The organism is Hyphococcus aureus (genome assembly GCF_042643165.1).
Taxonomy (GTDB): domain Bacteria; phylum Pseudomonadota; class Alphaproteobacteria; order Caulobacterales; family Parvularculaceae; genus Hyphococcus; species Hyphococcus aureus.
The window spans coordinates 2,677,195-2,693,232 of sequence record NZ_JBHRSH010000001.1 but is presented as its reverse complement, the minus strand read 5'-3'; the positions used below and the strand labels follow the sequence as shown (position 1 = coordinate 2,693,232).

Sequence of the window (16,038 nt, the reverse complement as noted above, 5' to 3'; positions counted from 1 at the left end):
GGCGGACTTCAACTTCACGCAGCTTCGCAATGATCTCTTCCGGTTTGGCTCTTTTCGCCATGTCTCAGCTCCTCTTTCAAAGCCGAGACTAACAGATTCATCGGACCACTATTTCGGTGGCAGACCACCGGCAATCCGATAGACGGTCTGTGTCAGCATATCGAAGGATTAGGCTACAGCGAGCAAAAACTTACACAGTCATCAATAAACAACAACAACCTCCGACTGTTTTACAAACGCTATCCCATGACGCCGAAATGGAAGGGGTTCTTGGCTGACGTAACAGCTAAAACGGAAGCAGCATTAGAAGAAGACCAGAGTCGTCAAGAAAATTTCGTTTTGCTGATGGAAAATCAAGCAACGCAATCCCTGTATGCACTCTCAGGTGGCTATGGTCACAGCGCAATTAGCAAGTATATTAATGTAGATTTTGGATTAGATGTGCTGGCGAGACTTGTAACCAAAGATGAAAAAAGTTTGAAATCCACAAAAGAAAAAAGTTTGGTTGGTGGCATATTAGGCACGTCAAAGTTTTTTCGAAGCAGCTTTAACTTTCATGACAACGAAGAATTTGGAAGAATTTATCAGGAACTTCGCGCGAAAGTTGAAAAGGACCTACTTGTTGCTCATTTCGGCTTTTCCGAAAATGAGGTCAAGCGCGGTGCAGTTGTAACAGCAAAGTCGTCGTTTCGCATAAATACCTCTATTTCAATAAACAAAGTAATCGACATAATCACTGCTTGTGAACGCATACTTCAACAAAACCCGTCTCTAGTCATAAATAGCGTAACCCGCTTGACTAAACAAAAGCATGAAAGCTTGATTGCACTTTTAGAAAATGAATTATTTTCGCAGCTCTGGAATCGATTCAATGGCGGATTAGATAGTTACCCATTCGACTTATGTCATACAGATTTTGAGACCTACCTCACTGCACAATCTTATGAAGTGCAAATTCGACGATCACGCAAGGAGGAAAATGCAGATACAGCGTCGCGAGTAATAGTGAACTATTTTGGCGACAAAATATTCGATGAATTTTCTGACGTCGATGTGCTTTTTGCGGAGATGCACAGAAGCATCAACATTAGAGATGAAAAGCATTTCTCGAACCAACTCAAAAAAATCCGAATACTTTCTTATGACAACGATGGAAGGGAGCTCACACAGGCAGATTTTCTATCTCATGTAATGGGTGACATAACGCTCTCTAATAAGAAATATTTTTACGTCGATAAATCTTGGTATTTGATACAAGACTCCTTCCTTAATGATCTCAATGAATCTTGCTCCTCATTTGTAAGGAATAATTCCGCTCCATTCACTATGAAAGCGTGGGATTCCGCATCACACAGCGAAAATGAATATAATGCGTCTCACATAGGAGAGGAAAATTCCTTAGTCTTGGACAAGATAATACCGGAAAATATAGAACTGTGTGACATCATGAAATGGGATGAGAACAAGCTTTATCTGATTCACGTTAAAAGCGGCTTTAGCAATACAATGCGTGACTTGTGCGCGCAAATAGCGATTGCTGCAAATCGCCTGTCACAGGACACAAAAGCTCAACCACCGCTTACATTTCTGTCAGCCGTCTACGATTCCCTTTTGGCAAAGAAGGGTGCAGAAGCCTATTTTGGGGCCGCAGGTGACCAAACTGATCAAATCTCAAAAGATGAGTTTTTGAGTTTATTCGAAAAAGAAATAGTATTTGTCCTAGCGGTCCTGGACACCGCAAGCAATCAGCGTGACTTATCTGAAGCCGATACATTTAATTCCAGCATTGCAAAATTTTCCTTACACGTCTTAGTTAGAAACATGATGGCATCAGGGCAGCGTTTGCAAGTTACGCAAATCCCACCAATTTAAGAGTACATATTCGACTTTTCAGATTAGCCTCGAACCCGCTTTCCCATCCTAGGAGCAGGCGTGCCCATGGGCTCGCAACGCACAACCACGCATAAGGGGTGATGGGGGCCGGCCGAGTATAAGGCCATTCCGGACCCCGTGGATAATTTTTCACCACCTTTTTTCCGGCCCTATACTCATGCGCAGTCCGGATAGGGAGAGGCGGTGAGCGCTGCCGTAACTCGTCGGTCCGGATCGCGGCGCGCGGGGTGGAACGCCTCGCCGTCCCTCCTTTCTCTTTTCGGGGGGCGGCGCACGGAAGGCTTTCACGCTGGCCGGTCGCAGAGCCCGGGCTTTCTGGCGGCTTCAACTCTGGCGCGTAAAAACCGTCAGGGGTCGTCATTACGGCCGGGCCCGCCGACGCTGAACAACGCTGCAAATGCGGGGCGTGATGCGCCCGATTACTCAAAGTGCGATGGACGTTTCACGCCCCGCACCTCTCCGCCCTTATACGTTCGGGCTTTTGCGAGCCGCGGCGATGGGGTTCTATTGCGCGGATTGTCGTGTGCCGGTGTGCAGGCTCGGCCCATCATGACCGGACAACAAAAGGAGACGTCTTTTGACGGAGATCGACCCCGCGCCGTTATTCACGCCGTTCCGGCTGGGCGCGATCACTCTTCCCAATCGCTTCGTCATGCCGGGGATGCAGCGAAGCTGGTGTGAGGATGGCGCACCCCTGCCCCTGCTCGGCGAGTATTACCGCTGCCGGGTTGAAGGCGGCGTCGCCATGGTGATCACCGAGTCCTGCGCGATCGATCACCCGACGGCGACGAATGTGCCGCAATTTGCGCGGATCAATCCGGCGACGCTCGGCGCCTGGAAGGATTGCGTTGCGGAAGTAAAGTCCGCAGGCGGACATATGCTGATCCAGCTCTGGCATGAGGGCGCCTTGAGGAAAGAAGGCGCCGGCACGGGCGCCGAAGCGAACGCGCCGACGCTCTCGCCCTCCGGCCTCGCTTTTCCCGGCAAGGAGAACGGGCGCGCGGCGAGCATTGCCGAGATAGATGAGTTGCGTGAGGCGTTTATCCGCAGCGCGCTTCTGGCGAAGGAGGCCGGCGCCGACGGGGTCGAGGTCCACGCCTGTCACGGCTATCTCCTCGACCAGTTTTTGTGGCCGGGCACGAACCGCCGCGACGACGACTATGGCGGGCCGATCGAGAACCGCGCGCGGCTGCATGGCGAGATCATCGCTGGCGTGCGCGCGGCCTGCGGTCCCGGCTTCGTCATTTCGATCCGCTATTCGCAGTGGAAAGAAGCCGATTACGACGCGAAGATTGCGCCGACGCCGGAAGACCTCGAGACCATGCTGACGCTCTGGCGCGAGGCCGGCGCCGATCTGTTTCACGCCTCGACGCGGCGTTTCTGGAAACCGGAATGGCCGGGCCGCGATCCGACGCTGAACCTCGCGGGCTGGTCGAAGAAGCTCGGCGGCCTTCCCGTCATCACCGTCGGCAGCATCGGCTTCGATATCGACGTCATGTCCTCGCTCCTCGAAGACCGGGAGGCGGAAAGCAATGTGGAGCGCGGCATGCGCGAACTTTTGCGCCGTTTCAACGCCGATGAGTTTGATCTTGTCGCCATCGGGCGCGGGCAAATCGGCGATCCCGAATGGGTGAACAAGGTGCGCGCCGGCCGGTTCGACGATGTTCGCGCCTTTCTGCGCGCCGACCTCGGCGCCTTTGACGGCGAAGGAACAAGCCTCATCGAAGACGCCCACAAGGCCGGAAAAAACGCGGAGCGATAATCTGCGGGGTTGATGCAGGTCAACTTTCCACTGGAGCGCGTCTGTTAGAAAGGGTAACACTTATAACGCGTCACTTATCGGAGGTTTGCCCATGACCAAGTCCGCAAAAGCCGCTGCCCCGCAAGACGCCGAGTCTGCAACCGTCACGCCTTTTCCCCTTTTGAATCCTGGCGATTTGGCGAGCGTCGGCGCCCGTAATCTCGACTTCGCGACCCGCGCGGCCCGCGCCTGTTTCGGCGGCGCGGCGCAACTCAACTGGGAAATTGTCGGCTTCATGAATATGCGCTTCGCCAAGGATGTCGCCGGCGCGCAGAAGATCATGACCGCCAAAACAAGCCACGAAGCCTATCACGAACAGGCGTCCTTTGTTGAACAGGCGCTGCGCGATTACGCCGACGCCGGCTCGAAATGGCTGCACATCGCAGCGGATGTGGCCAATCACACGCTGACGCCGGTGGAAGAACGCACGGAAGAAGTGTTGGAAGAATTCGACGCCCGCACCGCCCATACCGAAGCGGCGGCCTGAGCGCAGGCGGCGCCGGCGAATGGCCTATGTAAAAAACACGCTGGCGCCGGGTGAGGCCTATCTTTACCGGGCGCATTTCAACTGGACTTATGATGTCCAGAGCTGGTTCTGGCTTGCCTTTTCGGCGGTCCCAGCCGGTATGTGGATTGAGGCCGCCGCACGGCATTACTTCGCCCACGAACCATTTGGCCACGCTTATCTGTTCTTCGCCGGCGCCGCGATGATGCTCGGCGCCGTTATCTTTTTCAGCCGCTATATTCATAAATGGACGACAGTAATCGCAGTCACGTCGCTTCGCCTCATCCTCAAAACCGGCCTCGTTGCGCGCAGCGCCCATGAAGTCACCCTCACCGAGATCGAGGAAGTGCTGGTGCGCCAGACCTTTCTCGGCCGCCTGCTCGGTTATGGCGTCCTCAGCGTGCATGGCACCGGCGGCGCGCGCATTGACTTTCCAGTGCTTGGTAATCCGACGCGGGTGCGCCGGGAGATTGAAACCGCAATGATGCGCGCCCGCGGCCTGTCGAAGCAAAACGCCTGATCAACACTCGACCACATTCACGGCAAGGCCGCCTTCGGACGTCTCCTTATATTTCCGCGACATGTCGATGCCGGTCTGGCGCATGGTTTCGATCACCTGATCGAGCGAGACCTTGTGTTCGTCTGACGCGCGCAGCGCGAGCCGCGCGGCGTTGACGGCCTTCACCGCTCCAATGGCGTTGCGCTCGATGCAGGGGATTTGCACGAGCCCGCCGACAGGATCGCAGGTGAGGCCGAGATTGTGCTCCATGCCGATTTCAGCGGCGTGCTCCACCTGCCCCGGCGTACCGCCCCAGACGGCGGCGAGCGCGCCCGCCGCCATGGAGCAGGCGACGCCGACCTCCCCCTGGCAGCCCATTTCCGCGCCGGAAATGGAAGCGCGCTGTTTATAGAGCATGCCGATGCCCGCCGCGGTCAGCAAAAACACCCGGATCTGTTCGAGGTTTTCGCCTTCAACACAACAATAATGTTTAAGCACGGACGGAATGATCCCCGCGGCGCCATTGGTCGGCGCGGTGACGACGCGGCCGCCCGCCGCGTTTTCTTCATTCACCGCCATGGCGTAAACATTCAGCCAGTCGAAAAGCTGTTCGCGTTCATTCGCCAGCGGCGCCTCTTGTAACTTCGCAAAGAGCGACGGCGCGCGGCGCTTGACCTTCAAACCGCCGGGAAGCTCGCCGCGCGTATGCAAGCCCCGCTCAATGCAGTCGCGCATGGCGAACCAGATTTTATCGAGCATCGCTTCGGTCTCGGCGCGCGGACGATGTTCATCCTCGTTCTCAAGAATGATCTCGTGCAGCGCGAGATTTTTTTCTTGCGCGATGGCCAGCAGATCGGCGGCGCTGGCAAATTGATGGCGGCCCGCACGCGCCTGTGCGATCAGATCATCCTCGGCGGGCGCGGCCAACTGCTTGTCGCTGGCGATAAAACCGCCGCCCACGGAATAATAGATTTGTGAAAAAAGATCGGCGCCGTCTTCGCCATAGAGCGTCAGCCGCATTTCATTAGGATGAACCGTCGGAACAACATTGCCCATCAGGCCGATATCCGCTTTCCAGTCGAAGGCGATCTCCGGCCCGCCATGTAGCGCAATGCGCTTTTGCGATTTTACTCTTTCAACGGCGCGCTCCGCGTCATTCGGGTCGGTTGTATCCGGTTCAAAACCAAGCAAACCGAGCACCGAGGCTGTGTCTGTGCCGTGACCAATGCCGGTCAGCGCAAGCGAACCGTGAAGATCGACCTTTACGCGCGCGGCCCGGTCAAGAAGGTTTTCCGCCTTCGCTTCTTCCAGAAAGCGGCGCGCAATACGCATGGGCCCAACCGTGTGCGATGACGACGGACCAATGCCGATTTTGAATATGTCAAAAACGGAGAGCATTTACTTTCTGTCTTCCATCTCCGGCTCGGCGCCAAGAGCGCGCATGGCCGCGGCGACGGCGTTGATCGCCTGGTCCGCTATCGCCATGTTTTGAGATCGCGCGACAATGGTCACTCCCATTTCATCGCCGTCTATAGGGTAACTGCCAAGGGTCACGCCTTTCAGCGCCGCCTGAATATCGCGCAATTGGTCGGCCAGCATGGATTCCGGCAAATTGCGCGCCGTGGCGGCGCAAGAGTGAATGACCTCGCCATGCTCAATCGCGCCTTCAATCGCGTTCAGCATCGCCTGAAAAATGCGCGGCACGCCGGCCATGACAAAAATATTTTCGATCCTGACGCCCGGCGCGCCGGAGACAGGATTATTGATCAGCTCCGCGCCTTCGGGCGTTCTCGCCATGCGAAGCCGCGCCGGCGTCACGTCGATCCCTCTCCCGCCGTAATAGGCGCGCACCATGGCCGCCGCCTGGGGGTTTTCAATGACCTTTACGCCAAGCGCCGCAGCGATGGCGTCCACCGTGATGTCGTCATGGGTGGGGCCAATGCCGCCTGAGGTGAAAACATAGTCATAACGAGTGCGCAGGGCGTTCAGAGCCTCTCCGATCATCGCCGCATCATCAGGCACCACCCGCGCCTCCGTGAGCGCGACGCCGCGCTCGGTCAGCCACCCCGCAAGATAATGCATATTGGCGTCGCGAGTGCGCCCCGAGAGAAGCTCGTCGCCAATGGCGAGAATAGCTGCGGTTTTTTGCATGTTTTGATCCGGTCTCTTTTCCCGCGACCTTTTATGGCGCGCGGGCGGTTTGCGCAAGCTCAATCATTCTCCTCAGGGCCGCCGCGCGGTGCGCTTTTTTCGGGTCTCTACTTGTAATTACTCCGTATACATACCTTATACGCCATGTAGCGTATTTAATGAGGTTGTCCCATGCATGAAGTCACCGCCCATGACGCCGCCCGCAATTTCGGCGATTTGATCACACGCGCCAAAGAAGATCCGGTTATCATCACCCGTTACGGCCGCATGGCCGCTGTGCTTCTCTCGGGCTCGCAGTTCCGTCTTTACGCCGAACTTTTGAAGCAGGCTGCGCGGCGCGATCTGTTCGAGGCGGTCGCGGCCGCGGAAACCGCTTGCGCTAAAGATGAAGACCGGGCCGTGCGCATGGTCATCAAGCGCCTTCGCGCCTTGCGACACAGGTGAGCGCGTCTGCATCTTTTTCACCCGCTTGTTTTCTGGGGTTGCGGCCGATCTGGCGCCATTTAACATTTTCTGCTCCCGGTCGTTTCGCGTCATCTGCTCGCCAATGCGCCTGACTGGCGCGCGCTCAAAAAATTCAATGAACCGCCATCCTACACCCGGCGGCGAGATGGGGGATAACTTTGCACCAACACTCAAAAAAACGGCGAAATTCAACATTTCTGTTGAATTTCGCCGGGGTGTTTTCAACTGAGGATTGCGGACCTGCCGGACAGGTCTGGCGGCCTATTCCCTGAGGAAGACCGTGCTGCCCACAGGGCCGACGCCCTCAGGCACCGGAATATCGGTGGCGGCGTAATCGGCGTTGAGCACGAGAGTCGGATTACCGGCCATTTGCAGCTTCTTCGCGACAATCGCCGTATAGGCCGATTGGTCGGCAACCGGCAAAAGACTGGCCACCAGCAAGGCGCCGCGCGACAGATAGAACGTGCCGAGCAAGACGCGCGCATCGTCGGACAGGATGCGGTGAACGCGGTCCGCCGGAGCGTAGCGATCTTCGAAGAAAAGGATCCCGGCGAGCGGGCCCTCTTTCGGCGCCGTCAGGCTAAGCACCGCTTCCGGGCCAAAGAAGAACGTGGAGTCGTCACCGACGAGATAAAAAGACACATTCTCGCCAGACAGCTTGCCGCCAAGCCCGACCAGCAAGGGGCCGTTCTTGATGATGTAAACGCCCGGATTGAGCTCGACATTCGCCAGCGCCCCAACCGTCAGGCCGCCGCAATAAACGCCCGGGTCAAGCGTGTATGTTGTTTCGCTGAGGCCGGCGCTTTTGATCAGGCTATTCACTTGACCGCCGCCTAGCCCTTGCGCCGCCTGTGAAACCAGACTTCCGGCCGTGCCAGTGACGGTCTTCGCCGCCGCGTCGACGACTTCAGTGATTTTTTCGCCATAAGCGGCGTCGACATAATCGCAGGAGCCGACCGTCGGCGCCACGCGCTCGGACAAGGGGTCGGCGTAAGTCGGGCAATCGAGCGTCGGCATCGGCGAATAGTTACGGTCATTGCCGTAGGCGCCGCCGGCGGAACAAATCATGCCGGCCTGGATTTTCGAGAAGCCGCTCGACACGACGCCTTCAGTTGAAATCGAGTTCGACATGATCGAACATTTATCGGCGAGCAACTTTGAGTTGGTTGTCGCCGATACGGCGGCGCCATCAACATCTTCGAGCGCGACAACACAGACATTCATGCCGCCCATAGCGACCGCCGTGGAGGTAATGTCGTGGCCCAGTTTGAACGGCATGTAATTAGTGAGGATAAGGCCCTCTGTCGGCGGCGCCGTCAGCCGAACGGAAACTGCGCCTTCCACCATATCGATGGAGACATTTTTGGTGACAGAGGCGAAACCGTAATTTTCGGAATAGCCGGATTCCAGAACGCTGTTGATGACCGCTTCGATCTGAGAGGATGTTGCGTTCGCCAGAAGGAACTCGCGCGCGCCTCGCGTCGCAAGCGTGTCGGCAAGCTGCTTCAGGTTTTCGCGCTCATTATGCCAGCGAAAAAAGTCCACGCCGCCGCCTGCAAAAGCAAGTACAAGCGGTACCAACAGCGCCGTAAGCATGGCGACATTGCCTTTTGTATTCTTTGCAAGTCCAAACATAACACACGGCCCCCTTAGGCCTCGGCAGTCTCTCCCCCGCCTTACCCAAGAATATCTGACCTAGAAGATAAAAATGTATTATTCAGCTTAGTTAACAAGGAATATATTTCGGGATTTGCAATTTTACGAAAAACCGTTCAATTCACCAACTAACCTTGCGTTTTTGTTGGGATTGAAAAATGCGATTGCCGGCGCCATTGCTTTCCGGGCGATTAAGAAAAAGATACAAACGGTTTCTTTCTGATATTGTTTTGGACGATGGACGTGAAATTATCGCCCATTGCGCCAACCCCGGATCGATGCTCGGCGTCGCCATAGATGACGCCCGGGTCTGGGTTCATGAGCATGGCGATCCAAAGCGCAAGCTCGCCTTCTCCTGGGAGCTTGTGGAGATCGACGGAACCCTGATCCCCATCAACACAACCAATCCCAACCGCATCGTCGCTGAAGCCATCGGCAAGGGTGTGATCCCAGAGCTTTCAGGCTATGGCGATATGGCCCGTGAGGTGAAATATGGCGAGGGCAGCCGCATCGACCTCCTCCTCTCCGACCCCAAATCAGGAAAGGGACGGAAAGCGCCCTGCTATGTGGAAATCAAGAATGTTCACCTGTCGCGTTCGCCGGGACTCGCCGAATTTCCCGACAGCGTCACCAAACGGGGCGCTAAACACCTTGAGGAGCTATCGCGCATGACCGCCGCCGGAGCGCGGGCGGTGATGCTGTTCGTCGTCCAGCGCGGCGATTGCCGCCGTTTTGCGCCCGCCGCCGATCTTGATCCCGTTTACGCCCGAACCTTGAAAGAGGCGGCCTCGGCGGGGGTTGAACTTTTGTGCTATGATTGCGAAATCACCACGAGCGAGATTGTCCTGCGCAAGGCGCTGGAGATCGAACTGGAGCCATGATGACCGAAGCTATCCTCGACGAAGACGAAATCATTCGCCCCGGCTCTATCAGACTGCACGGGCCGGAGGATTTTGAGGGCATGCGCAAGGCGGGCCGGCTCGCGGCCGCCGCCCTCGACATGATCGCCGAGCATGTGAAACCCGGCGTCACCACCGGTCACCTCGACGACCTCATTCGCGATTTCGTCTTGGGTCATGACGCCCTCTCCGCCACGATCGGCTACAGGGGCTACCGTCACGCAAGCTGCATCTCGCTTAATCACGTCATCTGTCACGGCATCCCGAATGACAAGGTTTTGAAAAACGGTGATATCATGAATATCGATGTCACCGTCATCGTCGACGGCTGGCATGGGGACACCAGCCGGATGTATTTCGCCGGCGAGCCCAAGGTGAAAGCCCGCCGCCTTGTGGACACGACCTATGACGCCATGATGGCCGGGATCAATGCGGTCAAGCCTGGCGCAACGCTGCGCGATATCGGTCGCGCCATTCAGACCATCGCAGAGGGGCAAGGTTTTTCCGTGGTGCGCGACTTTTGCGGTCACGGCCTCGGACGGGTTTTCCATGACGCGCCCAATGTCGTTCACTATGCGGAATATCGCGATCGCTGGGGCGGCGTTCATGAAGCGTCGAACACGGAATTGAAGCCCGGCATGTTCTTCACCATCGAGCCCATGATCAATGAAGGCAAACCCGATGTGAAGCTTTTGAAGGACAACTGGACCGCTGTCTCCCGGGACAAATCCTTGTCCGCCCAGTTTGAGCATTCCATCGGCGTCACCGAGACCGGCATGGAAATCTTCACCGCCTCGCCCAAAGGGCTCGACCGGCCGCCTTATTAGCAACGGCTCTCTCACAGACCGGTCCCGCCGACGATATCCGCCAATCGAGGCTGAAATCTCACCTCGCCAGCGGCCAATATTGACCGTTTCTTAACAGCGCAGGCGCAATGCTGCCGGAACAGATTCCGCAAAAAGGCCCGGCTCCCAAATATGGCGCGCGCAACACTTCCTGTCGATCACTCCGGCGGCGATACCGGTCCGGGTGAAAACACGTTCGGTTTTGACGAGTTGTTTTTCTCGCGCACCGACGCCGGCGGCATTATCAAATACGGCAACAGCGTCTTCCAGCGCATCAGCGTCTATGGCTGGGAGGAATTGCTGTCGAAACCGCACAAGATCGTCCGGCATCCTGACACGCCCCGCGCCGTGTTCTGGCTGCTTTGGAAAACGATCAAAGAAGGCAAGCCTATCGGCGCCTATGTGAAGAACCGGGCGAAAGACGGAAGCTATTACTGGGTCTTCGCCCTCGTGACCCCGATCAAGGACGGCTATCTGTCCGTGCGCCTGCGCCCGAGCAGCGAATATTTCGCCATAATCGAAAAGCTCTATCCCGAACTATCGGAAAAAGAACGCCGCGAAGACCTCACCCCGGCGGACAGCGCGAAACTTCTCCTGAGCAAGCTCAACGACCTCGGCTTTGAAGACTACACCGCTTTCATGACGGCTGCGCTCGGCAAGGAGCTGATGTCGCGTGACAAACACCTGAAAATTTCCGAGGACGGCGTGATCCTCAGATTTGACCAGTTGCTGAAAGTCACTCACTCCGTGTTAAAAGAAGCTGAGACGATCGCCGAAGCTTATAAGGAAAGTGAGATCGTTCCCACGAATTTCCGGATCCTCGCTTCTCAGCTTGGCGATGACGGCGCCGCCATCGGCGTCATCTCCGACAATTACAGTATTTTGTCGAAAGATATGCACAAGCTTGTCGAAGGCTTTATCGCTTCCGCACAAAGCGTCGTCGACGCCATCAACACAAGCTATTTTCTGGTTTGCACTGCGCGGGTTCAGCGCGAGGTGCTGGATTTCTTCGTCGAAGAAAATGCTGATTCCCATGAAGCCGCCCGTGAGCAAGAGATGCAGCTGCTTCGCAATCAGCAAGCGGAATATGTTGCAAAGGCGCAAGACAGCCTGCGCGACGTTTCGGTGAAATGCATCGGCTTTCGTCGAACCTGCCTGGATCTTGACCGTCTCGCAACGGGCCTTGAAGTCATGCGCGTCGTCGGCAAGGTGGAATGCTCAAACTATCTGGGCGTGAAAGACCGGGTGGATGACCTTCTCAACAAACTGGAAAGCTTTCAAAAAACCGTCACTGGCGCCTTGCGGGCGCTCACCCGGATGAACGGGTTAATCCAGCAGGAAGCCGACAGCCTGCGGCAGCAATCGGAACGCGCCGCCTGAGCCTGGTCGGTTGCGTTGGGGCGGAAACTGTTCAATTCTTGGTGTCTCGCCTGAGCGGCGCCATGGAACTGGACTGACGCTTGAAGACCAACGCTCCCGTCTCAAAAGCAACAAACCACGCCGCCGGCCATCGCGAGCGCCTGCGCGAACGGTTCAAAAAGGCTGGCGTCGACGGGGTTCAGGATTACGAACTCCTGGAACTTATTCTCTTTCGAGCCATTCCCAGAAAAGACGTGAAGCCGCTGGCGAAGGAGCTGATCGCAAAATTTGGCGGTTTCCCGCAAGTCATTGCAGCCCCGTTGGAGCGTCTGATGGAAGTAAAGGGCGTTTCCGAAAATGTAGCGCAGGAATTGAAAATCGTTCAGGCGGCGGCCATCAAGCTTTCCCAGGCTCGGGTTCTGAAGCGGCCCGTCATATCCTCCTGGGATGCGCTTCTTTCCTATTGCCGCGCAGCAATGGCGGATGAAAAGACAGAACTTTTCCGCATTCTTTTTCTCGACAAGAAAAACATCCTGATCGCCGACGAAGTGCAGCAACGCGGCACTGTCGATCACACGCCCGTCTATCCGCGAGAGGTGGTGAAACGCGCGCTGGAGCTTGGCGCCTCGGCGATCATTCTCGTGCATAACCACCCTTCCGGCGACCCTACCCCTTCGCGCGCCGATGTAGACATGACGAACCAGATCGTGAAAGCCGCCGCAGCGCTCAATATCCGTGTCCATGACCATCTCGTCATCGGACATGAGCAGCATGCCAGCTTCAAATCCCTCGGACTCTTGTGAGGCAATACCGAATGACTCGAATTATCACCCTGACCCCCAACCCCGCGCTCGATTATGCAGTCTCCGCCGACTTCGTGGAGCCAAACCGCAAGCTGCGCTGCCACGATCCGCAAATGCATCCCGGCGGCGGCGGCATTAATGTGGCGCGCACCTGCTCGCGCTTCGGCGCGCATACGCTGGCGATTTTCACTGCTGGCGGCGTCTATGGCGACGCACTCGTGAAATCGCTCGCCATCGAAAATGTTCCCATGCGGATGATCCCCATCGCCGGGGAAACCCGGCTCGCTTTTCATGTCAAAAATGAAAAAGATGACAATGAATATCGTTTCAATCTGCCCGGCGCGGAAATGAGCGATGCCGACATAGAGCGTTTTTTGAAAGCCGTGCGCGAAGAGGCGGAGCCCGGAGATTTCGTTGTCGCCAGCGGGAGCCTGCCTCCCGGCGCGCCAACCGATTTCTGGGCGCAGGCGGCGCGCGTCGCCAAGGACCGGGGGGCGCGCTTCGTGCTCGATTCCATCAGCGGCCTCGACGCGGCGCTTGCGGAGGGCGTCTATATGCTGCGCCAGAACGAGCACGAATATGAAGCGATTTCAGGAAAAAAACTGAACTGGCCGGATGAAATCGAGGCCTACGCCAAAGACCTTGTCGCGAAAGGACAGGTGCAGGCCATGGTGGTGAGCCACGGCGGCGACGGCTCCCTGATGGCCACGAAAGACGGCGTCTTTATCGCGCCCTCGTTCAAGGTGCGCGCCTCAAGCGCGGTCGGCGCCGGCGACAGTTTCGTCGGCGGTCTTTTGACGGCGATGGCGCGCGGCGACAGCGAAACCGAAGCCCTCCGTTTTGGCATGGCGGCGGCCGGCGCCACGCGCATGAGCGAAGGCACCGCCCTCTTCGATCCTGCGGATGTAAAAAAACTCATGGCGTCAGTGAAACCCTGATTGCGCAGGAAACCGTCATCGAATCGCGCCTATGCTGCTTTCCTGAATTGGCCTGAACTGGGGAGAGCAGCATGCCATATTACAACGATCTTCGGCCCGACACGGATCTCAAGAAAAAGGGCTACGCCCTTGTTTTTCCGGAGATGCGCGACGCGGAAAAAATCCGCGCCATCGACAGCATTCTCGCGCTGAAAACCGGCCTCGATAATCTCATTCCGCCGCGACGAACGGATAAAACCATTCTGATCGCGAGCTGGAATATCAAGGAATTCGGTCACACCACTCAGCGCCTGCCGGAAGCCTATTTCTACATTGCGGAAATCATTGCGCGCTTCGATCTCGTGGTTATTCAGGAGGTGAAGTCGACCTTGCGCGATCTTCAAATCCTCATGCGCTTGCTGGGCAGCGAATGGGAATATGTCGTGAATGACATTACGAGCGGCGTCGACGGAAATTCTGAGCGAAGCGCCTATCTCTATAACTCATCCCGGATAAAACTTTCCGGCACCGTCGGTGAACTGGTGCTGTGGCCGGCGATTACCCAGGGAGCCGATATTCAACAATTGAAACGCACCCCCTACCTCACTGGCTTTAAGGCGGGATGGAAGGAGTTCGGGATGCTCAGCCTTCACCTTCAACCCGGAGACAAACAGGACAATGTGAATTACCGTCGCGAAGAAGTGTCGCTTCTCCTCACCGCCTTACAGGAGAAAATAAGCGAACACTGGACATCAAGCCTCGTCATTGCAGGCGATTTCAACTTCTACAAAGGCGACGACAAAGATGACGGCGCCGTGCAACTCTTCACCGACGCCGGTTATTATGAAGTGGACAGCCTGATCGGCCTCGACACCAATGCGTCAGCCACCCAGGCCTATGACCGCATGTTCATCCGCACCAACGAATATTTCCGCGTTGTGGAACGCGCCGACGGCAGGATGAATGGCGGCGTCTTCGACCCGTTTCAATTTGTCTATACCGATGGTCAGACAGCATCTTATGGCGCCGAAATGGTCGAAGACTACACGGGCGAAAAGGACATGACCGATCCCGCGAACCAGGCGAAATATTTCAAACATCCCTGGCGCAAGAACCAGCTTTCAGATCACTTCCCCATCTGGTTTGAGCTGGAAATCGACAGTTCAGAAGACTTCCTGAAAAACAAGCGGGAAAGTTTTTTGGATTAGCCTATTCGGCTTTGTTACCGTAAATCGCGATCATCTTCTCTTCAGCGTTCCTGACGCCCCGGAACATGCCCTTGGAATTGAAGGTCATGGCGTAAGAGCCATCGGGCGCCAATACGATCACGCCGCCATCGGCGCCCATATCCTGAAGCCGGTGATTAATGACGTCATCTGCCGCCTCCTCCACACTCTTGCCCTGATATTCCACCTGCGCGCAGATGTCCCGGGCGATAGTGAGACGGATGAAGTATTCGCCCCAGCCCGTAGACGAGACGGCGCAGGATTTATTATCCGCAAAGGTGCCGGCGCCGATAATCGGCGTGTCGCCAACCCGGCCATACCGCTTCATCATCATTCCGCCGGTCGACGTTCCTGCCGCCAGATTGCCTTTGGCGTCCAAAGCGACGGCGCCGACCGTGCCGTATTTGAAATCATGGAACAGCGCCGCATCTTTCTGTTTGTTCTTTTCCGCTTCCAGCGCTCGTTTATAGGCGTCCCAGCGATGCTCGGTCTTGAAGTAGCTCGGCTTGACCATCTCCAGGTCGTTTTCCTTGGCGAATTTTTCCGCGCCGTCGCGGGCGAACATCACATGGTCTGACTTTTCCATGACCGCGCGGGCAAGCTTGATCGGGTTTTTGACGCGGGTGACGCCAGCGACAGCGCCCGCATTCAGGGTCGCGCCATCCATAATGGAGGAATCAAGTTCGTTCTTGCCGTCACGGGTGAAAACCGCGCCTTTGCCCGCATTGAACATGGGCGCGTCTTCCATCAGGACAATCGCAGCCTCAACCGCATCGAGCGCAGCGCCGCCGTTTTCAAGAACGGCGTAACCAGCATCCAGCGCCTCATTGAGCTTCGCCTCAAAAGCAGCTTCTTCTTCCGGGGTGTAACGCCCCGGCGCCAGCGCGCCCGCGCCACCGTGAATGACAATTGTCACCGGCGCCGTTTCGTAATGCTCCGCCATTGCCGGAGCGGCGCAGAAAATGGCCGCAAGTGTCAGAAAAATCCGCATGAATCGCCTCCCGTTTTCACCATTGTGG

At 56.6% G+C, this 16,038-nt stretch carries 15 protein-coding genes; 11 read left to right on the top strand and 4 right to left on the bottom strand.

What is annotated here, in order from left to right:
- The first annotated feature begins 99 nt into the window (after positions 1 to 99).
- The 4 genes from ACFOOP_RS13120 to ACFOOP_RS13105 all read left to right on the top strand — a co-directional run bounded on the left by ACFOOP_RS13120 (position 100) and on the right by ACFOOP_RS13105 (position 4,719).
- Positions 100 to 1,872, top strand: a complete 1,773-nt coding sequence (locus ACFOOP_RS13120) for a DUF6119 family protein (protein WP_379881567.1) — start codon at positions 100 to 102, stop codon at positions 1,870 to 1,872.
- A gap of 598 nt (positions 1,873 to 2,470) precedes the next feature.
- A complete protein-coding gene (locus ACFOOP_RS13115) occupies positions 2,471 to 3,655 on the top strand; it encodes an oxidoreductase (protein ID WP_379881474.1) in 1,185 nt (394 codons plus the stop codon).
- Between the two features lie 91 nt (positions 3,656 to 3,746).
- A complete protein-coding gene (locus tag ACFOOP_RS13110; protein WP_379881473.1) occupies positions 3,747 to 4,181 on the top strand; it encodes a phasin family protein in 435 nt (144 codons plus the stop codon).
- A gap of 19 nt (positions 4,182 to 4,200) precedes the next feature.
- The gene (locus ACFOOP_RS13105) at positions 4,201 to 4,719 is read left to right on the top strand and encodes a PH domain-containing protein (RefSeq protein WP_379881471.1); all 519 of its coding nucleotides are present in this window, start codon (positions 4,201 to 4,203) and stop codon (positions 4,717 to 4,719) included.
- Here the strand turns inward: ACFOOP_RS13105 and ACFOOP_RS13100 are convergent, their stop codons facing one another.
- Positions 4,720 to 6,096 (bottom strand): L-serine ammonia-lyase, encoded by a 1,377-nt coding sequence (locus ACFOOP_RS13100; RefSeq protein ID WP_379881469.1) that lies wholly within the window; start codon positions 6,094 to 6,096, stop codon positions 4,720 to 4,722. It lies immediately after the preceding gene.
- On the bottom strand, positions 6,097 to 6,849 hold the full coding sequence (locus ACFOOP_RS13095) for a competence/damage-inducible protein A (RefSeq protein ID WP_379881468.1): 753 nt from the start codon (positions 6,847 to 6,849) through the stop codon (positions 6,097 to 6,099).
- Between the two features lie 171 nt (positions 6,850 to 7,020).
- On the opposite strand from ACFOOP_RS13095, the gene ACFOOP_RS13090 reads away from it, so the two are divergent.
- A complete protein-coding gene (locus ACFOOP_RS13090) occupies positions 7,021 to 7,293 on the top strand; it encodes a type II toxin-antitoxin system prevent-host-death family antitoxin (protein ID WP_379881466.1) in 273 nt (90 codons plus the stop codon).
- Between the two features lie 282 nt (positions 7,294 to 7,575).
- Here the strand turns inward: ACFOOP_RS13090 and ACFOOP_RS13085 are convergent, their stop codons facing one another.
- Positions 7,576 to 8,949: a TadE/TadG family type IV pilus assembly protein gene (locus ACFOOP_RS13085; protein ID WP_379881465.1), complete on the bottom strand. Its 1,374-nt coding sequence runs from the start codon at positions 8,947 to 8,949 to the stop codon at positions 7,576 to 7,578.
- Positions 8,950 to 9,128: 179 nt separating this feature from the next.
- On the opposite strand from ACFOOP_RS13085, the gene sfsA reads away from it, so the two are divergent.
- The 6 genes from sfsA to ACFOOP_RS13055 all read left to right on the top strand — a co-directional run bounded on the left by sfsA (position 9,129) and on the right by ACFOOP_RS13055 (position 15,001).
- A complete protein-coding gene (sfsA, locus tag ACFOOP_RS13080; protein ID WP_379881464.1) occupies positions 9,129 to 9,851 on the top strand; it encodes a DNA/RNA nuclease SfsA in 723 nt (240 codons plus the stop codon).
- Complete coding sequence (map, locus tag ACFOOP_RS13075; protein ID WP_379881462.1) at positions 9,848 to 10,696, top strand: type I methionyl aminopeptidase; 849 nt, start codon at positions 9,848 to 9,850, stop codon at positions 10,694 to 10,696. Before sfsA ends, map begins: the two co-directional genes overlap by 4 nt.
- Positions 10,697 to 10,846: 150 nt before the next feature.
- Positions 10,847 to 12,094: a PAS domain-containing protein gene (locus ACFOOP_RS13070; protein ID WP_379881460.1), complete on the top strand. Its 1,248-nt coding sequence runs from the start codon at positions 10,847 to 10,849 to the stop codon at positions 12,092 to 12,094.
- 80 nt (positions 12,095 to 12,174) lie between these two features.
- Entirely contained in the window at positions 12,175 to 12,876 is a 702-nt protein-coding gene (gene radC / locus ACFOOP_RS13065) for a RadC family protein (protein WP_379881458.1), read from the top strand.
- An 11-nt stretch (positions 12,877 to 12,887) separates the two neighbouring features.
- Positions 12,888 to 13,814 (top strand): 1-phosphofructokinase family hexose kinase, encoded by a 927-nt coding sequence (locus ACFOOP_RS13060; RefSeq protein ID WP_379881456.1) that lies wholly within the window; start codon positions 12,888 to 12,890, stop codon positions 13,812 to 13,814.
- 71 nt (positions 13,815 to 13,885) lie between these two features.
- Positions 13,886 to 15,001: an endonuclease/exonuclease/phosphatase family protein gene (locus ACFOOP_RS13055; RefSeq protein ID WP_379881455.1), complete on the top strand. Its 1,116-nt coding sequence runs from the start codon at positions 13,886 to 13,888 to the stop codon at positions 14,999 to 15,001.
- Position 15,002: 1 nt separating this feature from the next.
- On the opposite strand, the gene ACFOOP_RS13050 is transcribed toward ACFOOP_RS13055, so the two are convergent.
- Entirely contained in the window at positions 15,003 to 16,010 is a 1,008-nt protein-coding gene (locus tag ACFOOP_RS13050; RefSeq protein ID WP_379881454.1) for an isoaspartyl peptidase/L-asparaginase family protein, read from the bottom strand.
- Between the last annotated feature and the right edge of the window lie 28 nt (positions 16,011 to 16,038).

Coding starts and splice junctions, on each gene's coding strand:
- ACFOOP_RS13095 (WP_379881468.1), bottom strand. CDS start 6,849: ATGCAAAAAACCGCAGCTATTCTCGCCATTGGCGACGAGCTTCTCTCG.
- ACFOOP_RS13060 (WP_379881456.1), top strand. CDS start 12,888: ATGACTCGAATTATCACCCTGACCCCCAACCCCGCGCTCGATTATGCA.
- ACFOOP_RS13085 (WP_379881465.1), bottom strand. CDS start 8,949: ATGTTTGGACTTGCAAAGAATACAAAAGGCAATGTCGCCATGCTTACG.
- sfsA (WP_379881464.1), top strand. CDS start 9,129: ATGCGATTGCCGGCGCCATTGCTTTCCGGGCGATTAAGAAAAAGATAC.
- ACFOOP_RS13105 (WP_379881471.1), top strand. CDS start 4,201: ATGGCCTATGTAAAAAACACGCTGGCGCCGGGTGAGGCCTATCTTTAC.
- ACFOOP_RS13055 (WP_379881455.1), top strand. CDS start 13,886: ATGCCATATTACAACGATCTTCGGCCCGACACGGATCTCAAGAAAAAG.
- ACFOOP_RS13050 (WP_379881454.1), bottom strand. CDS start 16,010: ATGCGGATTTTTCTGACACTTGCGGCCATTTTCTGCGCCGCTCCGGCA.
- ACFOOP_RS13070 (WP_379881460.1), top strand. CDS start 10,847: ATGGCGCGCGCAACACTTCCTGTCGATCACTCCGGCGGCGATACCGGT.
- map (WP_379881462.1), top strand. CDS start 9,848: ATGATGACCGAAGCTATCCTCGACGAAGACGAAATCATTCGCCCCGGC.
- ACFOOP_RS13100 (WP_379881469.1), bottom strand. CDS start 6,096: ATGCTCTCCGTTTTTGACATATTCAAAATCGGCATTGGTCCGTCGTCA.
- ACFOOP_RS13090 (WP_379881466.1), top strand. CDS start 7,021: ATGCATGAAGTCACCGCCCATGACGCCGCCCGCAATTTCGGCGATTTG.
- ACFOOP_RS13110 (WP_379881473.1), top strand. CDS start 3,747: ATGACCAAGTCCGCAAAAGCCGCTGCCCCGCAAGACGCCGAGTCTGCA.